General features: G+C 62.5%; 25 protein-coding genes and 1 pseudogene. All 26 read left to right on the forward strand.

From position 1 onward, the window contains the following. The first annotated feature begins 99 nt into the window (after window positions 1-99). The 26 genes and pseudogenes from QMG16_RS00760 (at window position 100) to QMG16_RS00885 (ending at window position 24,713) form a co-directional block, all read left to right on the forward strand. Window positions 100-1,608, forward strand: coding sequence for a phage portal protein family protein (locus QMG16_RS00760; protein WP_281791768.1), 1,509 nt, complete (start codon window positions 100-102; stop codon window positions 1,606-1,608). Then, window positions 1,608-6,185 carry a minor capsid protein gene (locus QMG16_RS00765; protein WP_281791769.1) on the forward strand — a complete coding sequence of 1,526 codons (4,578 nt, stop codon included), beginning with the start codon at window positions 1,608-1,610 and terminating at the stop codon, window positions 6,183-6,185. The genes QMG16_RS00760 and QMG16_RS00765 overlap by 1 nt, the downstream gene beginning before the upstream one ends. Further along, complete coding sequence (locus QMG16_RS00770; RefSeq protein ID WP_281791770.1) at window positions 6,182-6,694, forward strand: hypothetical protein; 513 nt, start codon at window positions 6,182-6,184, stop codon at window positions 6,692-6,694. Before QMG16_RS00765 ends, QMG16_RS00770 begins: the two co-directional genes overlap by 4 nt. After that, window positions 6,691-7,044, forward strand: coding sequence for a hypothetical protein (locus QMG16_RS00775; RefSeq protein ID WP_281791771.1), 354 nt, complete (start codon window positions 6,691-6,693; stop codon window positions 7,042-7,044). Before QMG16_RS00770 ends, QMG16_RS00775 begins: the two co-directional genes overlap by 4 nt. A 103-nt stretch (window positions 7,045-7,147) precedes the next feature. Further along, the gene (locus QMG16_RS00780) at window positions 7,148-9,544 is read left to right on the forward strand and encodes a DNA adenine methylase (protein ID WP_281791772.1); all 2,397 of its coding nucleotides are present in this window, start codon (window positions 7,148-7,150) and stop codon (window positions 9,542-9,544) included. Between the two features lie 12 nt (window positions 9,545-9,556). Next, window positions 9,557-9,919 (forward strand): hypothetical protein, encoded by a 363-nt coding sequence (locus QMG16_RS00785; RefSeq protein ID WP_281791773.1) that lies wholly within the window; start codon window positions 9,557-9,559, stop codon window positions 9,917-9,919. Window positions 9,920-9,937: 18 nt separating this feature from the next. Continuing rightward, entirely contained in the window at window positions 9,938-10,801 is an 864-nt protein-coding gene (locus QMG16_RS00790) for an HK97-fold major capsid protein (RefSeq protein WP_049675249.1), read from the forward strand. A gap of 18 nt (window positions 10,802-10,819) precedes the next feature. Next, entirely contained in the window at window positions 10,820-11,179 is a 360-nt protein-coding gene (locus QMG16_RS00795) for a hypothetical protein (RefSeq protein ID WP_011366970.1), read from the forward strand. After that, the gene (locus QMG16_RS00800; RefSeq protein ID WP_281791774.1) at window positions 11,166-11,630 is read left to right on the forward strand and encodes a hypothetical protein; all 465 of its coding nucleotides are present in this window, start codon (window positions 11,166-11,168) and stop codon (window positions 11,628-11,630) included. Before QMG16_RS00795 ends, QMG16_RS00800 begins: the two co-directional genes overlap by 14 nt. After that, window positions 11,617-11,976: a hypothetical protein gene (locus QMG16_RS00805; protein ID WP_281791775.1), complete on the forward strand. Its 360-nt coding sequence runs from the start codon at window positions 11,617-11,619 to the stop codon at window positions 11,974-11,976. Before QMG16_RS00800 ends, QMG16_RS00805 begins: the two co-directional genes overlap by 14 nt. Continuing rightward, on the forward strand, window positions 11,966-12,451 hold the full coding sequence (locus QMG16_RS00810) for a phage virion morphogenesis protein (protein WP_281791776.1): 486 nt from the start codon (window positions 11,966-11,968) through the stop codon (window positions 12,449-12,451). The genes QMG16_RS00805 and QMG16_RS00810 overlap by 11 nt, the downstream gene beginning before the upstream one ends. Before the next feature lie 59 nt (window positions 12,452-12,510). Next, window positions 12,511-13,059 carry a hypothetical protein gene (locus tag QMG16_RS00815; protein WP_281791777.1) on the forward strand — a complete coding sequence of 183 codons (549 nt, stop codon included), beginning with the start codon at window positions 12,511-12,513 and terminating at the stop codon, window positions 13,057-13,059. A 12-nt stretch (window positions 13,060-13,071) separates the two neighbouring features. Beyond that, window positions 13,072-13,329 carry a hypothetical protein gene (locus tag QMG16_RS00820; RefSeq protein WP_020886729.1) on the forward strand — a complete coding sequence of 86 codons (258 nt, stop codon included), beginning with the start codon at window positions 13,072-13,074 and terminating at the stop codon, window positions 13,327-13,329. Window positions 13,330-13,331: 2 nt separating this feature from the next. After that, window positions 13,332-14,861, forward strand: coding sequence for a phage tail sheath C-terminal domain-containing protein (locus QMG16_RS00825; protein ID WP_281791778.1), 1,530 nt, complete (start codon window positions 13,332-13,334; stop codon window positions 14,859-14,861). Window positions 14,862-14,891: 30 nt separating this feature from the next. After that, the gene (locus tag QMG16_RS00830; RefSeq protein WP_225940361.1) at window positions 14,892-15,338 is read left to right on the forward strand and encodes a phage tail protein; all 447 of its coding nucleotides are present in this window, start codon (window positions 14,892-14,894) and stop codon (window positions 15,336-15,338) included. A gap of 15 nt (window positions 15,339-15,353) precedes the next feature. Next, on the forward strand, window positions 15,354-16,031 hold the full coding sequence (locus QMG16_RS00835; RefSeq protein WP_281791780.1) for a T4 family baseplate hub assembly chaperone: 678 nt from the start codon (window positions 15,354-15,356) through the stop codon (window positions 16,029-16,031). A 329-nt stretch (window positions 16,032-16,360) separates the two neighbouring features. Continuing rightward, window positions 16,361-17,374, forward strand: a pseudogene (locus QMG16_RS19455) (phage tail tape measure protein); the annotation flags it as partial. Window positions 17,375-19,818: 2,444 nt separating this feature from the next. Continuing rightward, window positions 19,819-20,130, forward strand: a complete 312-nt coding sequence (locus QMG16_RS00845; RefSeq protein ID WP_281791782.1) for a DUF7768 domain-containing protein — start codon at window positions 19,819-19,821, stop codon at window positions 20,128-20,130. A gap of 3 nt (window positions 20,131-20,133) precedes the next feature. Beyond that, window positions 20,134-20,604 carry a CIS tube protein gene (locus tag QMG16_RS00850; RefSeq protein WP_192623681.1) on the forward strand — a complete coding sequence of 157 codons (471 nt, stop codon included), beginning with the start codon at window positions 20,134-20,136 and terminating at the stop codon, window positions 20,602-20,604. After that, entirely contained in the window at window positions 20,601-20,891 is a 291-nt protein-coding gene (locus QMG16_RS00855) for a LysM peptidoglycan-binding domain-containing protein (RefSeq protein WP_022661714.1), read from the forward strand. The genes QMG16_RS00850 and QMG16_RS00855 overlap by 4 nt, the downstream gene beginning before the upstream one ends. Window positions 20,892-20,957: 66 nt before the next feature. Then, a complete protein-coding gene (locus QMG16_RS00860; RefSeq protein WP_281791783.1) occupies window positions 20,958-22,241 on the forward strand; it encodes a phage late control D family protein in 1,284 nt (427 codons plus the stop codon). Next, entirely contained in the window at window positions 22,234-22,608 is a 375-nt protein-coding gene (locus QMG16_RS00865) for a YcbK family protein (RefSeq protein ID WP_281791784.1), read from the forward strand. The genes QMG16_RS00860 and QMG16_RS00865 overlap by 8 nt, the downstream gene beginning before the upstream one ends. After that, a complete protein-coding gene (locus QMG16_RS00870) occupies window positions 22,605-23,024 on the forward strand; it encodes a DUF1353 domain-containing protein (protein ID WP_281791785.1) in 420 nt (139 codons plus the stop codon). Before QMG16_RS00865 ends, QMG16_RS00870 begins: the two co-directional genes overlap by 4 nt. Then, a complete protein-coding gene (locus QMG16_RS00875) occupies window positions 23,017-24,066 on the forward strand; it encodes a phage baseplate assembly protein V (RefSeq protein WP_281791786.1) in 1,050 nt (349 codons plus the stop codon). The genes QMG16_RS00870 and QMG16_RS00875 overlap by 8 nt, the downstream gene beginning before the upstream one ends. A 12-nt stretch (window positions 24,067-24,078) precedes the next feature. Continuing rightward, window positions 24,079-24,453, forward strand: a complete 375-nt coding sequence (locus QMG16_RS00880) for a hypothetical protein (RefSeq protein WP_281791787.1) — start codon at window positions 24,079-24,081, stop codon at window positions 24,451-24,453. After that, complete coding sequence (locus QMG16_RS00885) at window positions 24,450-24,713, forward strand: PAAR domain-containing protein (protein WP_011366988.1); 264 nt, start codon at window positions 24,450-24,452, stop codon at window positions 24,711-24,713. The genes QMG16_RS00880 and QMG16_RS00885 overlap by 4 nt, the downstream gene beginning before the upstream one ends. The last annotated feature ends 6 nt before the right edge of the window (window positions 24,714-24,719 follow it).

The raw sequence follows: 24,719 nt of genomic DNA on the forward strand, positions 1-24,719 counted from the left end.
TTTTCCACCCCGCTCCGGTAAGTAACCGGCATCGAGCCGGGTTCGGCCCACACGGGCCGGATGTGCGGCTGTCATGGCCGAAACTACCGAGAGGATCACGTGGAAAGCACCGCCCATCAGGACGAACAACCCGAAAGCCTGGACACCACCGGCTTTGTCATCGCGCCGATGGCAGCAGCGGCCGCGCTCGACTCGGCCGCCTTTGCCAAGGTGAACGCCGCCGAAGCGATTCCGGCCACCTGGGAAGAACGCGCCCGCAAGGCCTGGGAATACTATGTCGAGGAGCCGCTGGTGAAGAACTGCGTCAACTCCTGGCGCACCTTCGCCGTGGGCGACGAGATCAAGATCACCAGCGATGACGAGACCCTCAAGGAGCAGGCACTGGAGGCCGCCTGGCGGTTGAACATCACGCAATTCATCAAGGACATGGTTCTTCAGCTCCTGGTGAAAGGCGACGCCATCGGCTTCAAGCGCTTCACCAAGTCCGGCCAGGACATCGAGGAACTGGTCTGCGTCAACCCGGTTTCGGTCAAAGTCAAATACGCCCAGGGCGAGCTGATCGAGGCCCGGCAATTTCCCGAAGACACCCCCGGCGGCGGGGAATCCATCCCGCTACCCGTCGAACAGGTGGTCCACCTCAAATGGGACGCACCGGCCTTCTCGCCCCGGGGCAACTCCCTCGTGCTTCCAGCCTTTCAAGCCATCGAACTGCTGCGCGATTACCGCCGGGCCGAACAGGCCATCGCCAAGCGCTGGGCTACGCCCTTTCGCCTGCTCAAGGTGGGCGGCGCGTTCGGCCAGAAGATGGTGATGCCGGACCAGCGGATGCTCGAACAGGTCCGCGACATGGTCAACAAGATGGACATGAAAAGCGGCTTGGTGGTCCCGTTCTACGTCAATGTCGAAACTCACGGCACCGACGGCCAGGTCCTCAACGTCGAGGACAAGGTCAAGGAGGTGAAGGAAGACATCGTGGTGGCCCTGGGGCTGTCACGCTCGCTGGTGACCGGCGATGGCCCTAATTTCGCCACCGCCTCGGTGAGCATGCAGAAGATGATGGTCATGATCCGCGAGATCAAACAGGCCGCACGCAAGCTCCTCGACTGGGTGTTCGACGACTGGATGGAGCTGAACGGCCACGGCGACAAAAGCATCCAGTTCATCTTCAACGACCTCGACCCCAGCGACGCGGTCGATTTCAAGAAGCTCCTCATCGAACTCTACGACCGCAAGCTCATCAGCCGCTCCAGCCTTCAGCTCAAGATGGACCTGGACCCGGACATCGAGGCCGCCAACCGCGAGACCGAACGTAAGCAGATCGACCTGATGGACGAGAAGCAGGTGAAGCCGGTGGTGGATATGGTCGTCTCCGGCATTCTCAGCGTGCCTCGCGCCCGGAAGATGCTCGGCATTCCGGCCGAGGACGATGAACCCACGGCGGAGGCGGCTTTGGTCTGGTCGGGCGATCTGGAGTCCACCGGCGACGCGGCCGTGTGCGACGAGTGCAGCCACTTCATTGCTGACACCAACCACTGCCGGGTTCACAACAGCGAGCGCACCTTCGACGCCCCGGCCTGTCGTTTCATCGACCGCCGGGAGCCCCACTGATGCCGTCGGACCTCAAGCAGCGCATCCAGGCGGCCACCCTGAAAAGCCTGACGGCCCGCAACCGCTACAACGACCAGGTCACGGCCCAACTCACCCAGGCCCTGAAACAGGCCGAAGACGAGGTCGCCCGCGCCATCCTCCAGTACCGCTCCCTAGGCTCCCTGCCGGACAACAAGCTCGCCGCTCTCAAGGGGCTGGAAAAGCTCCAGCTCGAACTCGACGACACCATGAAGCGGCTCAAGCGGGAGCAGACCCTGGTCTTTCGCAAGACGACCAAGGACTCCTTCAAGCTCGGTATCCAGCAGGGAATCGGAGAGCTCGCCGACGCGGCGCTGCCGTTCTACGCCGACCTGAAGCCCGAGGGCATCGACAAGCTGGCCACCAAGGTGTTCACCATCGTCGACACCAATGCCCTCGACTTCATGGCGCAGTACAACCTCACGCTCGCCGGTGACGTCCACCGAGAACTCGCAGACGGCATCAAGCGCACCATCCTGAACGGCGTCGCCACGGGCAAGGGGGCCGACGACATCGTCAGGGACATGGGCAAGGTGATCGTCGACAAGGACTCCTTTCGCCAGGCCGGAAGCCGGGTGTTCAGCAAGGCGCAGTACCGCATGGAGATGATCGCCCGCACCGAGGTCCTCCGCGCCCACAACATGGGCAGGCTCAAGTTCCACGAGCGGGTCGGCATCCAGAAACTGGAATGGCTGGCCGTGGAGGACGAGCGCATGTGCCCGGTCTGCGGCGGCCTGGACGGCAAGACCTTTCCCATCGACAAGTTCCCTCAGCAACCCGCGCATCCGCACTGCCGCTGCACTAACATCGTGGCCTGGCCGATGACCGTCTGCGGCAGCGAGATGGCCGCCCAGGCATCGCAGGGGGACGCCTGCATTCTCCCGCCCCATGTGCTGGAAGGCATGGCCGACGCCCAGGCCAAGGAGAACGCCAAGCTCAAGAGCGCCTTTGAAAACGGCGACATCGCCGACCTCGGTTCGCTGACGGTCAAACAGCTCCAGACCCTGGCGAAACAAAACGGCGTGGCCATTGCCCGGACCAAGGCCGATTTCATCAAGCTGCTCGATCTGGCCGAACCGGGGATCGATCACGGCGACCTGGCCGGAGCGGCGCTCAGCGCCAAGCTCAAGGAACACAAGATCGGCCTGCTGCGGACCAAGGAAGAACTGGTCGAGCTGCTCGGACAGAAGCAGGCGGAACTCAAGCAGGCCAAGCTGCTCGCCGTCCAGATGGCGAAGATCCCTCCCGCCGAGGGGCTGGAGGGCATGACCGCCCAGCAGCTCAAGGAGATGGCGAAGGAGAACGGCATCTCCCTCAACATGACCAAACAGGAGACCATCGAGCTGCTGGACAAGCTGGAACCCGGCGTGGATCACAGCGGCCTGATGGGCAAGGAACTATCGGCGGCCAAACAGAAGCACGGCATCGGCATCCTCAAGAACAAGCAGCAGCTCGTTGAGGCGCTGCAGAAGAAGGCCGGTGCCGACATGGCCCAGTCGGTCAAGAAAAAGACGGTCGACGAGGCCAAACAAAAGCTGATCCTGAAACAGAAAACGGCTCTCGAAGACGCCGCCAAGGCCGTGGTCGTTCCCGACACGCCGACCGGCTACAAGGATTTCCTCGACGCGATTGCCAAGGCGGAACAGGCGGTTTCCGGCGGCACCGATCTGCCCCAGGAGCTGCTCGCGGCCCACAGCAAGGAAATCGCCCTCAAGAAACAGCTCTTCCAGGATCAGGTCGGAAAACTGAAATCGGCAGAGCTCAAGACGCTCGCCAAGGAGACCAAGGTCCAGTATTGGCAGTGGGCCAACAAAGACGAGCTGACCACGCTCTTCACCGAGACCGACCCGGCGAAAATCAAGGCGGTTCAGGCCAGCATCGACACCAAGCACGCGGCCTGGGCCGAAAAGCATGGAGGCAAGAAGAAAACCGCTCCTGCCAAGCCCGCCACGCCGAAGAAAGAGCCGCCGAAACCAGCTCCACAGCCGAGCCCGGTCAAGCCGCCCGAGCCCAAGATCGTCAAGAAAGGCGCGGAGTTCGCCACAGTCGATTCAGCGTGGCAGCAGAAAGGTCTGCCGTCAAAATTCAAGAAAACCGGCAAGGCCGCTGTCGGCGGCGCACACGAAAAGGAGTTCTGGACCGACGAAAACGGCGACAAATGGCTGTTCAAGCCCATTGGCCGCAAGGATGATGAGTTCATCGCCTTCGGAGAGGAAGCCGCCTACAAGATTGGCCGCCTGATCGACCCCCATTCCATCGAGGTGCGCACCATCCAATTGAACGGCCGCACCGGCTCCATCCAGAAATGGCGTACCGATCTGCGGGACGACTTCGATTTTCGCAACATCCTGCCACAGGATCTGACCACCATCGAACTGGAGCAGATCCAGCGCGAGCATGTGGTCGACTGGCTGATCGCCAACCACGACGGACATTCCAAGCAGTTCATCCGCGCCCGGGACGGTCGCGTCTACGGCATCGACAAAGGCCAGGCATTCAAGTTTCTGGGGCAGGACAAGCTCTCGCTCGACTATCACCCCAACGGTGTCTGCGGCGAGGAAGAGCCGTTTTACAACAAGGTCTTCCGGGCGGCCAAGGAAGGGAAGGTACGGGTCGATCCGAACGCGACCTTTCGCTACATCCAGGAAGTCGAAAAGATCGCCGACGAGGATTACCTCGATCTGTTGCGACCCTACGCCGAGGGACGGTTCGCCAAGGACCCGGCCGGGCTGCGGCATTTCTACGACCTTGCCCTGGAGCGGAAACACAATCTCCGGCGGGACTTCGAGGGCTATTACGCCGATGTGCTGGGGGATCGGGGCTTCCGCTTCGACAAGCTGAGTGCCGCCACCGGCAAGAAAAAGCTGCTCTCCGCCGCCGAAGAGACCCTGGTCGAGGAGGCCCGCAAACTCGGCTGGCAAGGCAAGACATTGCCCTTCGACAGCGGCGACGTGGAGGACCAGAACGCGCTGATCTTCACCGAGAGTTTCAAGGGGAAGAAGCGCACCGTGGTCAAGATGAAGATCCGGCCGGACACGGACCGCCGCATCGACGAGGTGCTGCGCAGGTATGTGCAGACGGCGGCCGGGGAAAAGGGACAACCGCTGGTCGAAGACAGCTTCTTCGAGACCGTTCTGGACGCCGTCAAAAACGTCAATTTCCACGTGGGCGACGGCAAGTACAACCGGACCAAGATCGACAAAGCCCTGCGCCTGCGCAAGAAACTGGAGACCCTGCAAAAGAGCGCCGACCCCAAGGTCAAGGAGATGGCGGACCATTATCTGAAATGGGTCAAGGAGATCGAAGAATCCGTCGACTGGGACCGGGCCACCAACGGCGTTTTCGAGCAGTATCTACCCAAGCTCGACGCGCAGAAACCCAAGGAGAATCCGCCGTTCAAGGTGGAACGCGGCAAGGTGACCCACACCAAGCGCAGGATCGGTTCCGGCACCATTACCGTCGAGGCCGACGACATCGACAACCGGACGCTGTTCAATCACAACTCCCGCATGCAGGACGGACACCAGTACACCGTCACCTTCGAGGACGGCACCCGGGTCCGCTATCGCCCCTGGTCCGACACCAACCTCTATGCCCAGCGCGGCGAGCTGGAAATGATCCTGGACGGCGACGCTACCCCCGGACGGGTCGAGGCGATGCTGGAAAAGCTCGAACAGCTCGGCATCGACACCCGGGTGGCCACGGCGGAAAACGCCGAGCAGATGTACCTCGAAAAGCTCGCCTACATCCGCAAGACCGACAAGAGCGCCGATTACAAACGGCTGCAGAAATCCCTCGACGACCGCAACGCCACCACCACCGAGCGGGTCCAGGCCCTGCGCGGCTATTGGCAAAAGGAACTGGGCGTCCAGGACATCACCCAGCTTTCGGGATACAACCCGCTGGGCGAATACCAGGCGGGCTTTCTGGACCGCAACGCCAAGGGCGGATACCGGCACCAGTTCCGGTTCGACATCACCGAGGATGACCTGGAAAAACAGATGAAGGGGTATTCGCTGGTCCACGATCTGACCAACGGTGAGAGCATGTCTGGCTTCATCGACTTGATCATGGAGAACAACGGAGCCATGGTCAGCACGGTCGAGAAGATGCGCATGGGCGTGGCTCCGGGCGGCATGTCCCCGGTGGCTGACATGCAGACCGGCGGCGCAAGCTATTTCTTCACCCGCATCAAGAAGCAACCGGCCAGCGACGCCTCACCGGCCCTCTACTTCAAGAAACAGATGCTGCGGCGCATGGACGCCATCAGCTACGACCATGACGCCTACGGCAAAGTGATTGACGACTACGTGCAGCGCAACCGGGGGGCCAGCATCGACGACTGGAAGCGGTTCTCGCAGCGCCACGGCAACGAGACCATCTTCAAATACTCGGTGACGCTGCTGGACAACATCGAATTCATCGTCGCCAGAAGCGACAACGAACGCCGGGAGATCATCCAGAGTTTCACCCGGCGCGGCATCAAGAAACTACCCGACGGGCGCAAGGTGGAGGACATCGTCCATACTCCTCAAAGCTGGAGCAAACGCAAACAATGACCATGAAGGACTTTATCGAACAAGAGAAACAGCGGCTGCAGGAAGCGCTGCACTGGTTCAACAACCGGGGCAGTCGCATGACCGTCAGGGAAACCGGGGATCTCTTCCTGGATACCCTGGTGGATAGCTTCACCGTCACCCGGATCGCACCCCATTTCGACACCGCTGGCAACCATCTGCGCACCGATTTCTGGCTGTTGTGGAAGGCACTCGGTTACGACGAGGGTTTTCAGCACGCCCACACCATCAAAGTGGTCGATGTCCGGGTCGAAGACACCCTGATGGCCGAACATGACGGCAAGGAGGCCGAAGGCTGGCTGATTGTCGAGCTAACCGACGATCTGGGCCGGATTCACCATGTCGAAATGATGGAGCCGGTCTCGGAGCCCGAGCTCGCGGCGGACTGGCAACGCTGGATCGCCTACCGACAAAAAAACGCCGAAAGATTCCACCGGATCGACGCCCAGCTTCTGGCAGAGCATCTCCGGATCGCGGAGGACTGGTCATGAAACTGCGCTATATGATCGACTCGATAATGGCCGACCGGCAAGCCACCGTCCCGGAATACGTGCCCGTGGGCGTCTGGGTTCAGGGGCCGGGTCCCGGTCTGGATGCGGAGATGTACTACTTCGAGCGGGGGCCGAACGGGCTTTCCGACCGCAGGGACGAGGCCGCCTGGGTGGTCAACCGTCTGGTCGAGGCCGGGGCCACCTCGCTTCCGGCGGATTTTCTCGAATACCACCGGCTGTCCCGCTCACCCTATGACGGGGTCTTTTCCGAGATCACCGAGAGCGACGAATACCCCTCCCTCGACGCCTGCGGCAAGGCCGTTCTGACGCGGCTGAACTCCGCCCGCTGAAATTCGCCGTCACCCTCCGACACATCGCCAACGCTTCCGGTAAGTAACCGCTGAACGCTCCCCGCAAATCGCGGAGAGCACAGCAAACTGACCGGAGACGTTGATGGAACTGTTCGCCACAGACCTGGAAAGGCTGGCGTTTCTACTGGAGGCCGATGCGGCGCTGACTCTCGATCCCGACACGCTCGGGAGCGAGGCCGCCGAACAGTCCGCTCCTGAAGAGCTCCCTCCCGAGAAGCGCCCCAAGTACATCACCAACTACATTGGCAGTAAGCAGAAGCTCGTCGACTGGATCTGGAAGCATACCCCGGAAGGCACTGGCACGGTGCTGGATGCCTTTTCGGGGTCTGCGGTCGTGGCCTACATGTACAAGACCAAGGGCCTCCAGGTCATCGCCAACGACCGGCTCCGCTACTGCCACCATGCCGCCAAGGCGATCATCGAGAACAACTCGGTTCGCCTGAGCGAGGACGAGATCGAAGCGCTTCTGGCCGACAACGCCAAGGCGGGCAGCTTCGTTCAGGACAACTTCAAGGGCATCTTCTTCGCCAAGGGTGTCCATACGCTGATCGACACCATCCGCGCCAACTGCGACAAGCTCTCCGGCTTCAAGAAAGACATCGCCCTGTTTGGCCTCGGCAAAACCTGCATGAGCGGCAAGGGTGGCTTCGGCCACTTCTCGTCGTCCACCGATTATGGCCGCCGCCAGGACACCCCCGACGAGTTCAAGGATCGTCTGCGCAAGAATCTGCAGCGTATCAACGCCCTGGTCTTCGACAACGACAAGGAGAACAAGGCACACCGGCAGGACATCAACGACCTGCTGCCGAAAGCCAAGGCGGATCTGGCCTACTTCGATCCGCCCTACGCCACCGAGTTTTCGACCACCAACTACGAGCGGGCCTACCACTTTGTGGAGGGGCTCATGACCTATTGGGAAGGGCTCGAAATCAAGGCCGACACCAAGGTCAAGTATTACGAGACCGACCACAAGACCGTCACCAAGGCCAACGCCAGCGAGTTCTTCCAGACCTTTCTCGGCAACGCCAAGCACATTCCGCACTGGCTGATCTCCTACCGCGATCACGCCTATCCCAACGAGCAGGAGATGAAGCGGATCATCGGCTCATTCGGCAAACAGAGCCGGATGAAGTCCAAGGATCACCACTACGCCATCACCTCCAAGCACGGCGAGGCTTCCAACGCCAAGGAGCGCCTGTTCGTCTGCGGTCCCGGGGCCAAGGCCAGCGCCGAGCGGGAGGAGAAACCCGTTCCGATGGCCGCCGCCGCGAACTTTCACACCAGCATCCCCGTGGACATCCGGCTGGGCGACGGCGAACGCCTCGCGACCGAGGCCATGGATGTCGGCTCGGCGGGCGACCCCCAGTTCAGTTTCGTGCTCTGCCGCACCGGGACCAACAAGAACGGCGATCACTTCACCGCCGAGGAGTTGTCCGGTCGGCATATGACGGCCGTGAACAAGAAGGTCGATCTGCAGCATTCGCAGGAGTTCAACGACATCGTCGGCGGCATCGTCGCCGCCGACTACCTGGAGGACGACAACGGCGGCCGCGTGGAATGCGTCGGCGAGCTGTACGTCCACGACACCCCGGCCGCCCGGCTGGCCTACAAGCTGATGAAGCGCGGGATCATCTCCCAGGTCTCCATGGAGTGCGACTACCAGGAAGGCGAATGCTCGGTCTGCCACAAGCGCTTCCAGAACAAGGCCGACTACTGCACCCACCTGCGCAAATTCAAGGGCCGTGATTTCAACGGCCAACCCGTTTTCGAGATTCTGCACGGCGTCACTTTCACCGGACTGGGACTGCTCGACCGCAAAGGCGCGGACGAGAACGCCAGGATTCTGCAGGTGGCGTCCCTTCAGAGCCAGCCCGACCAATCCCAACCCGAAGGAGATTCCACGATGGAAGACAAAACCAAACCCACCGATGACCCGGCCGTCGAAGCGGCCAAGAAGAAACCCGCCCAGCAGGAAGGCGATCCTGCCCGCGTTACCGACCTGGAAAAGGAAAACCGGCAGCTCAAGGCCCAGGTCGCCGAGCTGCAGAAACGAGTCCAGGAACTGGAAGCCGAACAAAAGGCGGCCGCCTGCCGCTCCCGGGCCAAGAAGCTGCTCACCCGGCTGGAGAAGCAGGGACTCTCCTTCGCTTCCGATGAGGACCGGGAAGCCGAGCTGAAACGCCTGGCCGAACTGTCCGACGAAGCCTTTGCCGCCACCGAGGCCGCTTACGAGCGCCTGCCCAAATCGGCAAAGGCGGACAAGGACAAGGAAGAGAAACCCGCCGACAGCGACCAGGGCGGCAAGCCCGCCGCCAAGGCATCGACGGAAACCCCGCTGCGCAGCGACGCCGGTGTCCGGCCCCACGATGTGGACGACCGCAAGGTGTCGCTCGAGGACCGTCTGCGCGACGGGTTCATGGCCGCTTACCGCAACCGTGTCGGCGAGGACTCTCCCGAACACTCGCAAATCAACGCATAAGGAGGAAACACCATGTCATTCATCAATCCGTGTCACCGCAGCCTCGCCTATGGCGACGGCCACATCCAGGGCGACGGCCAGCTCGGCCAGGCGGTCCGCGTGGTCGGAGACGACCTGTTCGCCGTCAACACCGATCCCACCAAGCGCTCCTTCGGCATCCTGATCAAGGATTACGTCGGTGGCGAAATGCCCGGCATCTACTGTGACGGCGGCGTCTACGAGACCGACGCCTTCGAAGGGACCGTCGTCGCAGGAGACGACCTGAAAGTTTCGGCGAGCGGTCGGCTGACCAACGGCATCGCGGCCGGAGAGCACGTCGTCGCCCACGCCATTTCCGTACAGAGCGGCGTCCTCAAATTCCGCCTGCTCGTCTAACCCAAGGAGCCAACGCACATGAAAACCAATCAGTTGAAGATCCACTCCCAGGAGTACATGGAAACCATGGCGCGGCTCATGAGCGAGGCTCTCGAGTCGCCCGAAGGCATGCGGGCGCTTGCCGCCGCCATTGCCGCGCCCATCGAACAGGAGATCAAGCGCAAGGAGATTTCCTCGCTGCTGCTCACCAAGCACACGCTGCCCAAGGGCGAACGTCCGGTCTACCAGAAGAAACCGACCGTCAAGGCTCACTGGATCAGCAAGGACGGCGACGCCCAGGAGCAGGAGGTGGGCAAGGACGAGGTCGAGTTCCCCACCAACCGCATCCACTCCAATCCGATGGTGGACGTTTCCGTCCTCAAGAACGGCAACATCGGCACGCTGATGGACATCCAGACCAGCGCCGCCGACGCTATTCGCAAGGAGATGGACCGCCGCACCATCTCGGTGCTCTCCTCGGCCATCCCGGCGACCAACACCATCGAGGTCACTGGCGACCTGCTCACCGAGGATGCACTGAACGAGGCCATCTCGATCATCGAGGACCTGGAGCTGTCGGTGAAGTACATCGTCCTGCGCGGCCGCCGGTTCAACGACATGCGCGGCTGGAACCTCGATCCCCAGACCAAGCTCGAGCTGCGCCAGAAGGGTGTCATCAAGAACTACGGCACCGGCGGCATTCTGCTGACCGCCTCCATGCCGCTGGACGAGATCATCATCGTCCCGGATGAAGAGGTCGGAAAGATGCCGGTGCGCGAAAACCTGAAGACAGAGTCCATCGATCAGAAGACCCGCTTCAAGACCGGCTGGCTGGTGTGGTCCGAGATCGGTCAGGGCATTACCCGCCCTGACATCATGGCCAAGGTCAAACTGGTTCCGTAATCCGGGAGGTGACGTGAGATGAATCGAATCAAGAACATCCGTCCCGGCGTTCTGGTGATCCCCGACGCCGGGCTGAAACTCAAGCCCGGCCAGGTGGTCGAGGTGGAACGCCTCACCAAGCAGATCCAGGCGGCGCTCAAGAATGGCCGCTTGGCCATGGCCGACAAACCGAAGCAGGAACCGCTCGCCCCTCCAGAGCCCGACCAGGACGCGGAACCGGTGGACCTGAGCAAGCTCTCCGCCACCGACGCGATTTCCAAGGTCAACGAGGAAGCCAATCCGGAGACCCTCAAAGGCTACATGGAAACCGAGAAACGCCGCACGGTGATCGACGCGCTCAAGAGCCGTCTGGAGGGCCTGCAAGGTGCTGCTGAGTGACCTGATCGCCGACCTGCGGCTCGACCTGTCCGATCCGGGCGCATCTCTCTTCGAGGACCAGACTCTGGAGAGATGCGTCCGGAAGGCCGTTTTCCGGGTCGGGCGCGACCTCGACCAATCGCTGTCGGTCACGGCCGGAGAGATCACCCCCGATCCCACCGGCGAGGTCCGCGAGCTCCTGGTGATCATGGCGCAGATCCACGCCTGCCAGGTCATGCGTTCGGCCACCGCCAACGCCTTCTCCTTTTCCAGCGGCGACAAGAGAGTGGACAAAACCGGACAGCCCGGCCACTGGGCCAAGCTCGAGGCCGATCTGCTCGCCGACTACCGGCAGCGGCTCACCGAGCTGCGTCCGGCCACCCAGCTCGATCAGGAATCCTACATCCTGACCCCGAGCGGCCTCACGCCGGTCATCTACGAACAAGGGATCGACCTCGATGTTGTTGAATGACCGGGAACGCACCGAAGCCGTCGCCGACGTCGCCCGGCTGATCCTCTCCTCGGGTCAGACCGCACGCGTCCTGCGCGTGGTTCCCGGCGAGCGGCTCTACGGCACCGACGATGCCGAATACACTGAAATCTCCGTCGTCCCCCTCGAACTGAACGAAACCCCGCCGGAGGAGCTGAGCGGAAAGATCGACGCGCTCGCCTGTGTCCTTCCGGATGCCGACGTCCGGGGTGAAGACCGCCTGGCCGCAGACAGGGAAACCTATCGCATACAGAGTGTGGAAGAAGAACACTTCTTTGGCACCGTCACCCACAAGAACCTGCAACTGGTGAAGCTCAATGGGCGTTAGGCGGACCGGTGACTGGGACAAGGCCCGCGCCAAGCTGACCACCGGCATGGGGCCGCGCCTGGCCACGGCCCTGCGTCAGGCCACGATCCGCAACGCACTTTTTCTGGTGCGCGAGATCCAGCGGGGGATTCGCTCCCAGGCCCCTGGCGGACAGGCCTTCGTGAAACTCGCCGCAAGCACTATCGAGCGCAAAGGTTCCAGCAAGGCGCTCATCGACACAGGCTTTCTCGTCAACGCCATCACCCAGAAGATCATGGCCGACAAGGCGTTCGTCGGCCTGCTGCGCGGCACTGTCAACAAGGACGGGGAAGACATGGTGAACATCGGTGCCGTCATGGAGTACGGGGCCACCATCAAACATCCGAACGGCGCGACCATCGTCATCCCCGCCAGACCCTTTCTGCATCCGGTGATGGAGAAGTATCGCGAACAGATCCTCCAGAACTATCGCGAGGCGATCCGCTCCGCGCTTTGAGCCTCCGACACATCGCCAGCGCTTCCGGTAAGTAACCAGGCAGAAAACGGAGGCGTCCCTTGAGCACGATACAGACCGTCACAGAAACCCTGATCCGCCTGGCCAAACAGGCCATCCACCCGGACACCGTGCTGGTGTTCCCGGATGACCTGTTCGAGGTCCAGCGTACCCCCAGCGTCATCCTCCAGGGGCCGAAGCTGGCGGAAGACCGTTTCCGCCGCAGCCAGAGCCGCCTGTTCGAGAAGAATGTCGCGGAGCTGAGTTTCGAGGAGTGCCGGTTTCCCCGGCTCTATCACCTCGATTTCGACCTGGTGGTGACCGTGGACCGGGAGGCCGAACTGCTCGGTTTTCACGAATCGGTGTCGCGGTTCCTCCAGCTTCACCCGGAGATCGCCATCGCCGACCAGGGCAGCCTGAACCTTACCGAACTGGTTCCTCTGGGCGGCCTGGCCCGGGTGAACCTCTCCAACCTCCGGCAGAGCTCCGGACGCATCCGCATCGAATCCTGCCCGGTGTACGACGGCGACCTGCGCGACGGTCGGCTGATCCGGGACCGGACCTTCCAGTTTCACGGCGACGTGACAGAGCAACGAACCATTCAACCGTAAAGGAGAACAACCGTGATCGAGATCAGAAACCTGCAGTTCCAACCCCTGACGTTCAACCTCTCCGGCCAGGGAACCCTCCACCTCGGGCCGCGAGAACGCAAGAGCATCGCCCGCAAGGACCTCTCCGCCGAGATCAAGACCGCCGGAAAACGCGGACTGGTGCGCATCACCGACCTGACCGGCGGCGCGGAACCGGAGCCGGAAAAGCCCACGGCGACCGAGGACGCCGGAACCGATGAGGCCAAGACCACCAGCAAGCGGAGGAAATAACCATGCCGACCTATCTATCGCCCGGGATTTACACCCGGGAAACGGACTTCAGTTTCTATGTGAAGCAGATCTCGACCTCGTCGGCTGCCATGGTCGGAGTGGCCGAGAAAGGCCCGATCAACAAGCCCGTGCTGGTGACGAGCTGGGAACAGTTCATCAACCGTTTCGGCTCCTATATCAACGAAAGCTATCTGGCCTACGCCGCACGGGCGTTTTTCGACAACGGCGGGTCGGTCCTCTACGTCACCCGCATCGCCCATCTCACCGACTCCACCGACCGGGACACCCTGACGGCGCTCAAATCTTCCATTGTGCTGCAGAACCGGGAGGCGACGCCCGCCGACGCCCTGCGGATCGAGGCCGTGAACGAAGGCGTCTGGGGCGACCGACTCTCCATCTCCATCGAGGACGGTTCTCTCGATCCGGCCAATCATTTCAACCTGGTGGTCCGGCACAAAGGCGATGTGGTCGAGGTGTTCAAGGATCTGAGCATGGACGAGACGCTGCCGAACCATGTGGAGCTGGCGATCAACGAACGTTCGGATTTCATCCTGGTCCAGGATCTGGCCGCAGCAATGGGAACGCCCGGCGACCGTCCGGCATTGGGCGTGTTCACGCTCAGCGGCGGCGACAATGGTCTGACCGATCTGGCCGATGCGGACTTCATCGGCGATCCCTCGCAGCATACCGGCCTCTATGGCTTTGACGAGATCGACGCCCTGAACCTGTTGATGGTCCCCGGCGTCACGACGGTGCCGGTGATCAACGCCGGAATCGCCTATGCCGAAGGGCGCAAGGACCTGCTGTTCATGGCCGACACGCCCATGCATTTGGAGCCGCTCGAAGCGGTCGACTTCCGCAAGGGACAAGGGATGTACAGCCACGCGGCCTTCAACTCCTCCTACGCGGCGCTCTATTACCCCTGGCTGGAGATCAGCGATCCGGTGAACTCGCGCAAGAAGCTGGTGCCGCCCTGCGGCGCGGTGGCGGGATGCATCGCCCGCAGCGACCAGAAGACCAACGTCTGGAACGCGCCCGCCGGTATCGACCGTGGCCGCATCTTCAATACGCTCTCCCTGGCCTACAAGACCAGCCGAGGCGAACGCGATGTGCTCTATCCGGAGGGGGTCAACGTGATTGCCGTGTTCCCCGACACCGGCATTAACATCTGGGGGCAGAAGACGCTGCAGAGCCAGCCCTCGGCCGTGGACCGCATCAACGTCCGCCGTTTGATGATGTTCATGGAGGAAGCCATCTCGGAATCCTCCCGCTTCGTGGTGTTCGAACCGAACCATCCCCAGACCTGGCGTGCCCTCGGCCGCCTGATCAACCCCTTCCTGCAGGACATCAAGGACAAGGGCGGCCTCTACGACTTCGCCTTCCAGTGCGACGAGGAGACCAATACCCCGGCGGTCATCGACCGCAACGAAATGGTGGCCCGCGTGTTCGTCAAGCCGACCAAGACGGCGGAGTTCATCGAGCTGAACTTCATCCTGACCAGCACCGGCGCGGACTTCAAAGAAATCATCTAACGGGAGAACACGGCTATGAGAAGCGGAAACATGCCCAAGAGCCTTTACCAGAACTGGCAGTTCGCCATCGAGGTAAACGGCTTCGACGTGGCCCTGTTCCACAAGGGACAGGAGCCCAAAACAGAATTCGAGGAAGTGGCCTTTGCCCCGGCTGGTTCGATGTTCGACCAGAAGGTGGCGGGGCGGGTCAAGTTCGAGGATATCACCCTCGAAAAAGGAAACCTGCAGGACGGCTCCGACGAGGCGGCCCGCGAATGGATCAAGAAACAGGTGGACGTGAACGCCGTCACCGGCGGTCTTCCGGCCGACTACATGCGCGACATCGATGTTGTCCGCTACGACCGCACCGGCAACGAGACCCGCCGCTGGACCCTGCATGGGGCCTGGGTGAAGGCGCTCGAATACGACGAGCTCGAGGGCGGCAACACCGAGAACACCATCGAGAAGCTCACCATCTGCTTCCAATACTGGACCTAAACCGGAGGATCGACCATGTACAGCTTTGAACTGCCAAGCGGCACTGAACTCGAGCTCCGGGAAATGACCGGGGCCGAGGAAGAACTGCTCACCAACCAGCGCCTGATCCGTTCCGGAGAGGCGATCAACCAGGTGCTCCGCAACTGTTTCGTCCGGCTGGGCGAGAAGACCGATCCCGATCTTTCCGAGGTGATGAACCTGCTCTCGGGTGACCGGCTGTTCGCCCTGGTCCGCCTGCGCCAGATTTCCCTCGGTGACGAGGTTGAACTGGAGCTGAGCTGCCCGAACAGCGCCTGCCGCATGACCAACTTCGTGACCATCAATCTCGAGGATCTCAAGGTCACCCCCTACGGCGAGGAGCGGGAGTTCGCCTTCAAGCTGCCCGGCTCGAAAAAAAACGTGCGCTTCGGATATCTCGACGGCCACAAGGAAAAGCGTCTGGCCAGCCTGCGCGAGCCCAACATCACCTCGGCCATGCTCATCCGCGTCCTCGACATCGACGGCAAGGCTCCCTCCAAGAAGAGCCTGGCGGAAATGTCGATGCGCGACCGCAACGCGCTGCGGCAGGAGATGTCGCGGGTCGACGCGGGAATCGACACCTCGGTCGAAACCGAATGCGATGGCTGCGGCACCAAGATCCGCACCCGTCTGGAGGCCGAACCGGCTTTTTTGTTCCCAGGAGTTCGCTTGTAAGCGACGCATTCTTTCTCGCTTACGGCGGACTACACTGGAGCTGGTCGGAAACCCGCTCGCTGCCACTCAGGGTCCGGCGTCAGTTCGTCGAGGCCCTCGAGCGGCAGATTGATTTTGAACGTGAGCAAACGGAACGGCGATAGATGAACGGCGATCTCGGACTGGGCATAGTGGTATCGATGAAGGATGCGTTCTCGCAGAACGCGCAGCGCATCCGTGGCTCCATGATGGACCTCGATTCCACCGTGGCGGATGCCAGCGAGCGGATGACCCGCAACCTGGACCGCATCCAGCAAGGCACCATGATGCTGGGGGCGGGACTGGCCCTGATGGCGGTACCCGCCGCCCTGGTCGCCTCCACCGCCGCGACCCAGAAGGCTCTGGGCGAGCTGGCGTCCCTCGGCGTGCAGGACCTCCGGGCCATCGAGGACGCCGCAGAATCCTTCACCAACCAGTGGTCCGGTGCCGACAAGGCGGCGTTCATCACCGCCACCTACGACGTGAAATCGGCCCTGTCCAACCTCAGCGACGAGGCGGTGGGCGTCTTCACCTCCATGGCCGCCATGACCGCCAAGGCGACCAAGGCCACCACCCAGGAGATGGTCGGCACCTTCACCACGGCCTACGGGATCTTCAAGCCCATCATGGCCGACATGAACGACATGGAATGGGCGACCGCCTTTTCCGGAGCCATGGCGCAGACCGTGGCCTCGTTCAAGACCAACGGCACCCAGATGGCCGACGCCATCAAGAACATCGGCGCGGTGGCGGCCGCGAGCAATATTCCGCTGAACGAGCAGCTCGCCGTGCTCGGCCAGCTCCAGACCACCATGCCCGGCTCCGAGGCGGGCACGCTGTACAAAGCGTTCATCATGAAGGCGGCCGAGGCCGGTGACGAGCTTGGCCTGTCCTTCACCGACACCAGCGGCCGTCTTAAGGGCGTGGTTCCCATCCTGCAGGAGATCAAACGCCAGTTCCCCGATCTCTCCAACGCCGCCGCCCAGGTGAAGCTGAAGAAGGCCTTCGGCTCCGACGAGGCGGTCAAGTTCCTGCTGCAGATGTCGGCGGGCATGGAGAGCCTCGAAGGCAATATCCAGTCGGTGGGCCGGGCCATGAAGACCGGCACGGCGGTCACCGAACAGATGGCCGACGCCATGAACCAGGACATCGGAGCCCGGTTCCTGCTCCTGCGCCAGCAGGTGGCCAACCTCAGCGAAATCCTGGGACGCACTCTGCTACCGGTGGTCACGCCGGTGATCAACGGCGTCTCCCGCTTCATTCTGTTCCTGCAACGCATGGCTAAATCGATGCCGGGCGTGACCCGGGTGGTCCTGGGGCTGTCCATGGCCCTCGGCACCATTCTGGTCGTGGCCGGAGCCGTCACCGCCGCCGTAGGCATGGTGGGACTCATGCTGCCCGCCATCAAGGCCGGGTTCGTGGCCATCAGCGCCGCACTCGCCGGAGTGGGTTCGGCGGTCGCGACCTATTTTCTGCCTGTTACCGCCATCATCGCGGGCGTGATCCTCTCGGTGTATCTCCTCAAACGCGCCTGGGAAACCAACTTCGGCGGCATTCAGGAGATCATCACCGGGTCCTGGAACAAGGTCTCGCTGGTCTTCCAGGGGATCAGGGAGCTGGTGGGCTCGCTCAGCGGCGGTGTCGGACAGATGTCGGCCGAACTGGCCCAGAAGCTCGAATCCGCCGGGCTGTTGGGCTTCGTGGTCACCGTCTTCAAGGCCTATTACCGGGTTCGTGAGGCCATGGCCGGATTGTGGGGCGCGTTCTCCCATGCCTTTGGCCGCATCCGCGCCATCCTCGAACCGACCGTCCGCACCCTGATGAGTGCCTATGCGGCGCTGGCCAGCGCGGTCTTTTCGGTGGTGGAGATCTTCGGCGTGGCCGCCAGCGCCACCGATGGGTCGTCCTGGCGCACCTTCGGCACTGTTATCGGCACCGTCGCCGGTGTGCTTCTTCAGGGGCTGGCATTCGCCCTGAAGATCGTGGCCTGGAACCTGTCGCTCATCGTCCGAGCCCTGGCGGTGGTGGTGCGCAGCGTGGTCTGGGTCGGCAAGGTCATCGTCGGGTCCCTGGTCGGAGCGGCCAAGTTTATCTACAAGTTCCTGTTGCCCGTGCGCATGATCGGCGAGGCCTTCGTGGCCGCCGGAAAGATCGTCTATGCGGTCTGGCAGGTGCTGACCGGCGACATTTCCCTGCTGGACGGTCTCAAGGCCATTGGCGGCGCGGTCTACGATTTTGTTGCCACCCCGTTCCGCTGGGCGCGGGATGTGGTGGTCGGTGTCTGGAATTTCATTTCCGGCATCTTCACCTCCATCGGACACATGGTGGCCGACGCCGCCGGACAGATTGGCCAGGCGATTCTGAATCTGCCGATTATCAGCACCCTGCGTGAGCTGTTTGCCACCGTGCGCTCCCTCTTCGCCGGGGACACCACCTTCTTCGAGGCAGGCAAAAAGCTGCTGATCACCCTGGGCGAAGGGATCTGGTCGGCGGTGACCTATCCCTTCACCATGCTCAAGAACGCCCTGGGCAAGCTGCGCAATCTGCTGCCATTCTCCGATGCCCGCGAGGGACCACTCGCCATCCTGACCGCCTCCGGTTCCGCGTTGCTCAAGACCCTCGCCGACGGCATGAGCCTTACCCAGACGCTGCCCGCGAAAGTGTTCGGCTTCGCCGCTCGCGGGATTCTCTCGGCCGCTGCGGGAGCCTGGCAGCAGATCAAGACGGCGGGCGGAAACCTCATGGACGCCGCCTCGGCTCCCTTCCAGATGGCTGGAAAACTCTGGGATGGGTTGACCTCCGGGGCTCAAACCGTCGCGGCCAAGGCCGGTGCCATCTTCGGCGGTCTCAAACAATTCCTGTTTGGCGACACGCCCGTACTGTCGCTCAAACCGCCCCAGGTCAATGCCTGGGACGCGCTGGCCACGGGAGCCGTCAATCTCCGCGACCGGATCGTTGCCACGCTGTCGGCCGTGCCCGGCGCTGTCGGTCGAATCTTTACCAACGCCGGTGCCGAGGGGCAAACCCTCTGGCAGAGGCTTTCCAGTGGCGCGAGCGCGGGCATTCAGGCGATCAAGGAGCGCAGTGCCGGGATCACCAACGGTTTGCTCTCCTCCGCTCGCGCCATGCTGGGAGTCCAGACCCCGATTCCGCAGGTGGCCGAGCAGAAGGAACCGCTCAAGGCCGCGCCGCCCGCCGAATCGATTGGGCAACGCATCATCGAAAGCGTGCTGAGTCTCGTACCGCGTCTGGACGAGCGCCTGGTGCCCAAGGCCCTGAGCGCCATGCTGATGCTCCAGCCGGTCATGGCCACGGCCGCGCCGCCTCCGCAACCGATGAACGGCACCGTGCAGACCGTCGCGGCGGCCGTCGAGCCGGTAAGTAAGAGCTATATCCAGCCGTTCGCGGTGGAACCGGCACTGGAAAACGGAGATGCCTCTCTGGCTCCGGCCGGGATCGAGCGGCCCATGACCGCCGCTCCGACTCCGATAGCGAAGCCTTTGCAATCCGGGCTCACCGAGACGGTGCCTTCCGAACGGTTGATCGCTCCGGCTCGCACCGCTCCCGCGACACCGCTGCGCGGAGAGGAAGCCGGTCCGGGAGTGCGCGAACTGCTGGAATCCTTGCTCTCGCGCCTCGATGGCCTGGCCGACCGCCCGGTGGAATTGAGCGTGACCACCAACATCGATGGCCGGAAGGTGGCCGAGGCCGTCTACAAGGACCTGCGGGAGCGGAAGATCAGAAACTACGAAACCCTGTGAGAGGACCGATGAAACGCATCTTTGTCTGCAGCCCGTTCGCGGGCGACATAGCCCGAAACGTGAAGGTCGCCGAGGCACTTTGCCGCCAGGTCATGAGAAGCGGTCACGCGCCGTTCGCGCCGCATCTGCTATATCCGACCTTCACCGATGACAGCGTCACCGAGCAGCGAGAGACGGGCATCGCCTGCGGCCTGGCCTACATGGAATGTTGCGACGAAGTGTGGGCGTTCACCGGCAACGGCATTTCCAACGGCATGCGGCTGGAACTCGACCGGGCCGGACAACTGGGCAAGCCAATCATCGAGATCGCCGAGGTGTAAGGAATGGCATGGGATCAACAGCCCATCAAGGGATATCTGGTAGACGCCGACACGGGGGAGCGGCTCGAATTCCAGTACAACCCCAACTCCATCAGCGACGAGAAGTCGACCGACTACGCAACGATCAAAATCCCCGGCATGAGCCACCCGCGCTACCAGTACGTCGCCGGAGAACCGCGCCGGATCGCCTTCAAGGTCGAGCTGTTCAAGGGGCCGGTCAAACAGAAGGTCGACTGGCTCCGCTCGCTGCAATATCCGGAACACGCCGGAACCATGCTCAAGAACGCGCCGCACCGTGTGCTGCTCATCTTCGGCGATCTCTACCCCGGCGTGACCTGCATCGTCCGGCAGGTGAAGGCGCGGTTCTTCGGCCTGTTCGACCGGGACAACCTGCTGCCGCAACGGGCCGAGGTGGACATCGTCCTCGAGGAATATGTGGATCAGTCCATCAACTGGTCGGAGGTACGTTCATGATCGGCCGTGATTCCCGATACGCCCGCTGCGTTCTCTACCGGGACAGTGACGGCACCTCCCTCGGCATGCGCCAGCGCATCGACACCACCCCCAGACACGACGACCGCCTACACACCGTAGTCGAGGGCGACCGTCTGGATCTGCTCGCTCACCGCTATCTGGGTGATGCCCGGCTCTGGTGGATCATCTGCGACTACAACGACCTCTTTTTCCCGTTGGCGCTCGAGCCGGGTCTGGCGCTGCGCATTCCCTCCCGCGAACACGTCCAGATGCGCCTGCTCGACTGAAGCATCCGACACCTCGCCATGCCTTCCGGTAAGTAAGCAGGGAACTGCGAACCGCCGGAGAGACGCATGGATCTGGATACCTTCAAGCCGACATTTCTGATTCAGATCGAGGGGCAAGACCTCTCGAAGGACATCACCCAGGAGATCACCTCGTTCGTCTTCACCGACAACGAGGAGGAGCTGGATGTCCTCGAACTGTCGGTGACCGACCGCAACCTGCAGTTCGTCGACGATCCGCTGTTCCAGGAAGGCAACGAGATCGTGGCCCGCTTCGGCTACGTGGGGAACCTCTCTCCGCGCAAGAAGGCGGTCATCAAGGACATCGATTACGACTTCCCGGAAAACGGTGATCCGACCATCCGCATCAAGGCCTACGACAAGGGCTTCAAACTGGCGGGCAAAGAAAACCAGAAGGTCTGGCAGAAACCCGCTCCCGGCATCCTCTATTCGGAAATCGCCGAACAAGTCGCCGCCGCCAACAGCCTCACCCCGGTGGTCACGGCCACCAAGGGGACCCATCTCCGCGTCACCCAGAGCAACATCTCGGACGCCCAGTTCCTCAAGGAGCTGGCGGAAAAGGCCCGCGACCGCGATGGCGACGGCGTGAGCGGCTATGTCTTCTACATCCAGGACGACGAACTCCATTTCCATCCCCGCGAGCTCGACCAAACGCCGCTACTGACCCTCGAATATTTCACCGACACCAAGGGCCTGCTGCGCTCGTTCCGTCCCAGCACCCAATCCCAGGGAGCCAAGGGCGCGGGTGTCGAGACCAAGACGGTCGGCGTCGACCCGCGCAAGAAGGACGTGGTCGAGCACAAGGCCAACAACGCCACCACGCCCGAGCGGACGGCCCTGGGCAAGCAGACCTATCTGGTCGACGGCAACACCGGCGAAGGCAACTTCAAGGAACAGGAGACGGGGCAGATCGTGCCCAGCTTCGACCGTTCCGAAGGCTTTCACGAAGAGCCGCGCCAGGAGCCCGCCCAGGACAGCGCCGAAGGCAAATTTCGCGAGGCCGAGCTGCGCCAGGTCGAGGCGGATGCGGCCACCATCGGCATTCCCCAGCTACGTGCCAAGAAGAACGTCGAGATCAAGGGCGTGGGACGGAAGTTTTCCGGCATCTACTACTGCCACTCGGTCCGCCACAGCATCAGCGGCGCTGGCTATCTCTGCGAACTCAAACTCAAGAAGAACGCCCTCGGCAAGGGCGCGGGCGACAAGTCCGCCGAGTCCCAGGGCAAACCCAACGACAAGGAGGCCCCGCCCACGCCGCAAAACGAGCCGCCAGCTATGGTGACCATCAACGCGGATTCCGGCGCGGTCACACAAGGAGGCGGCAATGGGTGATCTCAGCAAGAATTTCAACCGTTCGGAATTCGCCTGCAAGGGCAAGAACTGCTGCGGCCATTCGGCTGCTATACATCCTGACCTGGTCGACGCCCTGCAGGCGTTGCGTGACCACATCGGCAAGCCGCTGTCCATCACCAGCGGCTTCCGTTGCAATCGGCACAACAAGGCGGTGGGTGGCGCGGAGCAGAGTTTCCACACGCTGGGCATGGCGGCCGACGTGAGCTGTCCCGCAGGCGTTTCGCCCGAGGAACTGGCGGTCATCGCCGAGGAAATTCCGCTCTTTTGCGAGGGCGGCATCGGCGTCTATGCCTCCTGGGTCCATCTCGATGTGCGCCAGTCGGGCAAGGCGAGGTGGCGGTCATGAGCGCCGAAATCAAGACCCTGTTTTCCGGTACCGCGCTGGGTCTCTCCGGACCGCTTCGGGTGGAGATCCTGCCCAATGGAATGACCGCGAGGCTGACCCAGCCGTTCCGTGTCCGCACCGGCGCTGGCCGCATCATCGAAGTGCCCGCCGGGTTCGAGACCGACTTCGCCTCGGTGCCGCGCCTGTTCTGGCGCGTGGTGCCGCCTTGGGGACGATATTCCCCGGCGGCCGTCGTTCACGACTACCTCTACCACACCGGCAAGGTCTCGCGGCTTGCTGCCGACCGCGTCTTTCTCGAACTGATGGCGGCCCTTGGCGTGCCTCTGTGGAAACGCCAGGTCATGTATTGGGCGGTTCGCCTGGGCGGCTGGCTGGCCTGGGATGCCAGTCGAAAGCGGGAGACGGAGCATGCTTGAAACTCGCGACCGTCAATCCGAGGAGCGCTACCGCAACCGCTGGTACGGCAAGTACCGGGCCTTCGTGCGCGACAACAACGATCCCGAACGCCTTGGCCGGGTCCGCCTGGAGATCCCAGCCGTGCTCGGCTGCGGGCGGGAGAACTGGTCCGAATGGGCCGTTCCCTGTTTCCCCTACGGCGGCAACGACGACACCGGCATGTTCCTGGTCCCCGAGGAAGGTGCCTCGGTCTGGGCCGAGTTCGAGGGCGGCGTTGTCCAGTATCCGATCTGGACCGGGGTCTGGTTGGCCAAGAGCAATCCCGGCGAGCAGCCCGAGGAATCGAAGCGCACCTGCGCGAATGCCTTCTGTCATGACTGCGAGGACAAGATCGAGCATCAGGCCAACCGGCACGACGATCTCGAACACAAGAAGTACCACGGCCATCCGCCGTATTACTGCCCGCGCCTGAAGGTCCTGCTCAAGACCGAAACCGGCCACACCATCCTGGCCGATGACCGCGACGGCGACGAGCTGCTGCGCATCATCGACCGCGCCGGACAGATCCTCACCATGGAAGGGAAGGTGAAGCCCGAGATGCAGAGCGGCAACGCCCTGCGGCGCGGCACGAAGGACGCCGAGAAAGGCGACCAGCTCGACATCGCCTCGCAGATCGTCGGCTCCCGCGCCCGCATCCAGCTCACCGACCTCTGCCGCCAGCAGGTGATCCTCGAAGCCTGGCAGGACAAGGAGAAGGTTCACATCCTCTCGTGCGACAAGGGCCGCTCCCGCTGGCAGAAGATCCTCATCGATACCACCAAGGGTCGGGAGAAGGTTCACATCTGGGGGCTCAACGGCACTCAGGAAATCCTCGTCGATTCCACCACCGCCGCCGAACAGATCCGGCTCACCGACAAGGCCGGTCAGGTGGTGCGCATGAACGCCGCGCCCGGCCAGGAGAGCATCAGCGCCACCGACAAGTCCGGCAGCCTTGTGTTCATGGATGGGGTGTCCGGAAACATCCTCATTCGCTCGACGAACACCGTCTTGATCAACACCTGAAGGAAGCATTTCATGGGAGAAAGAACAACAACGCCCTCCGGGCTTTCGGGCAGCGAGGAATTGCTGGCCCGGACCTTCGATCATTGGCGGGAAGAATTCCGCAGCATCCTCGAAAACCACCGCCGGGAAATCCAGGACCGCCTCGAGAAGATCGAGCGTGAAATCGAGAAGAAATCGGACAAGGAAAACGTCGAGGTGCTGGTCCGCTCGATCTATTCCGATCTGCACCGGCACGCCGAGGAGATCGACCGGCTACATGCCCGGGTCGGCTCCAAGATGGGGACCGAGACCATGTGGAAGATCGTCGGCCTAGTATTGACCATCGGCAGCACCATCGGCGGACTCGTCGGCTTTCTGATCCATCTGCTGCTGAAGGTGAACCCATGAGCTCCCAGGCGCGACTCGGCGACATCAGCAGTCACGGCGGCGTCATCATCACCGGGGCGAGCCGAACGCTGGACAACGGCATGCCGGTGGCCCGCATGGGTGATCTGCACGTCTGTCCCATCCCTGGGCATGGCGTGACGCCCATTGTGACCGGCAGCTTCGACACCATCACCGAAGGATTGCCCAACGCCCGCATCGGCGACATCACCGCCTGCGGAGCCATCATCGTCACCGGCAGTCCCGACACCATCGACAACTGAGGGGGA

Origin of the sequence: Desulforhabdus amnigena, from assembly GCF_027925305.1 — a bacterium.
Lineage (GTDB): Bacteria > Desulfobacterota > Syntrophobacteria > Syntrophobacterales > Syntrophobacteraceae > Desulforhabdus > Desulforhabdus amnigena.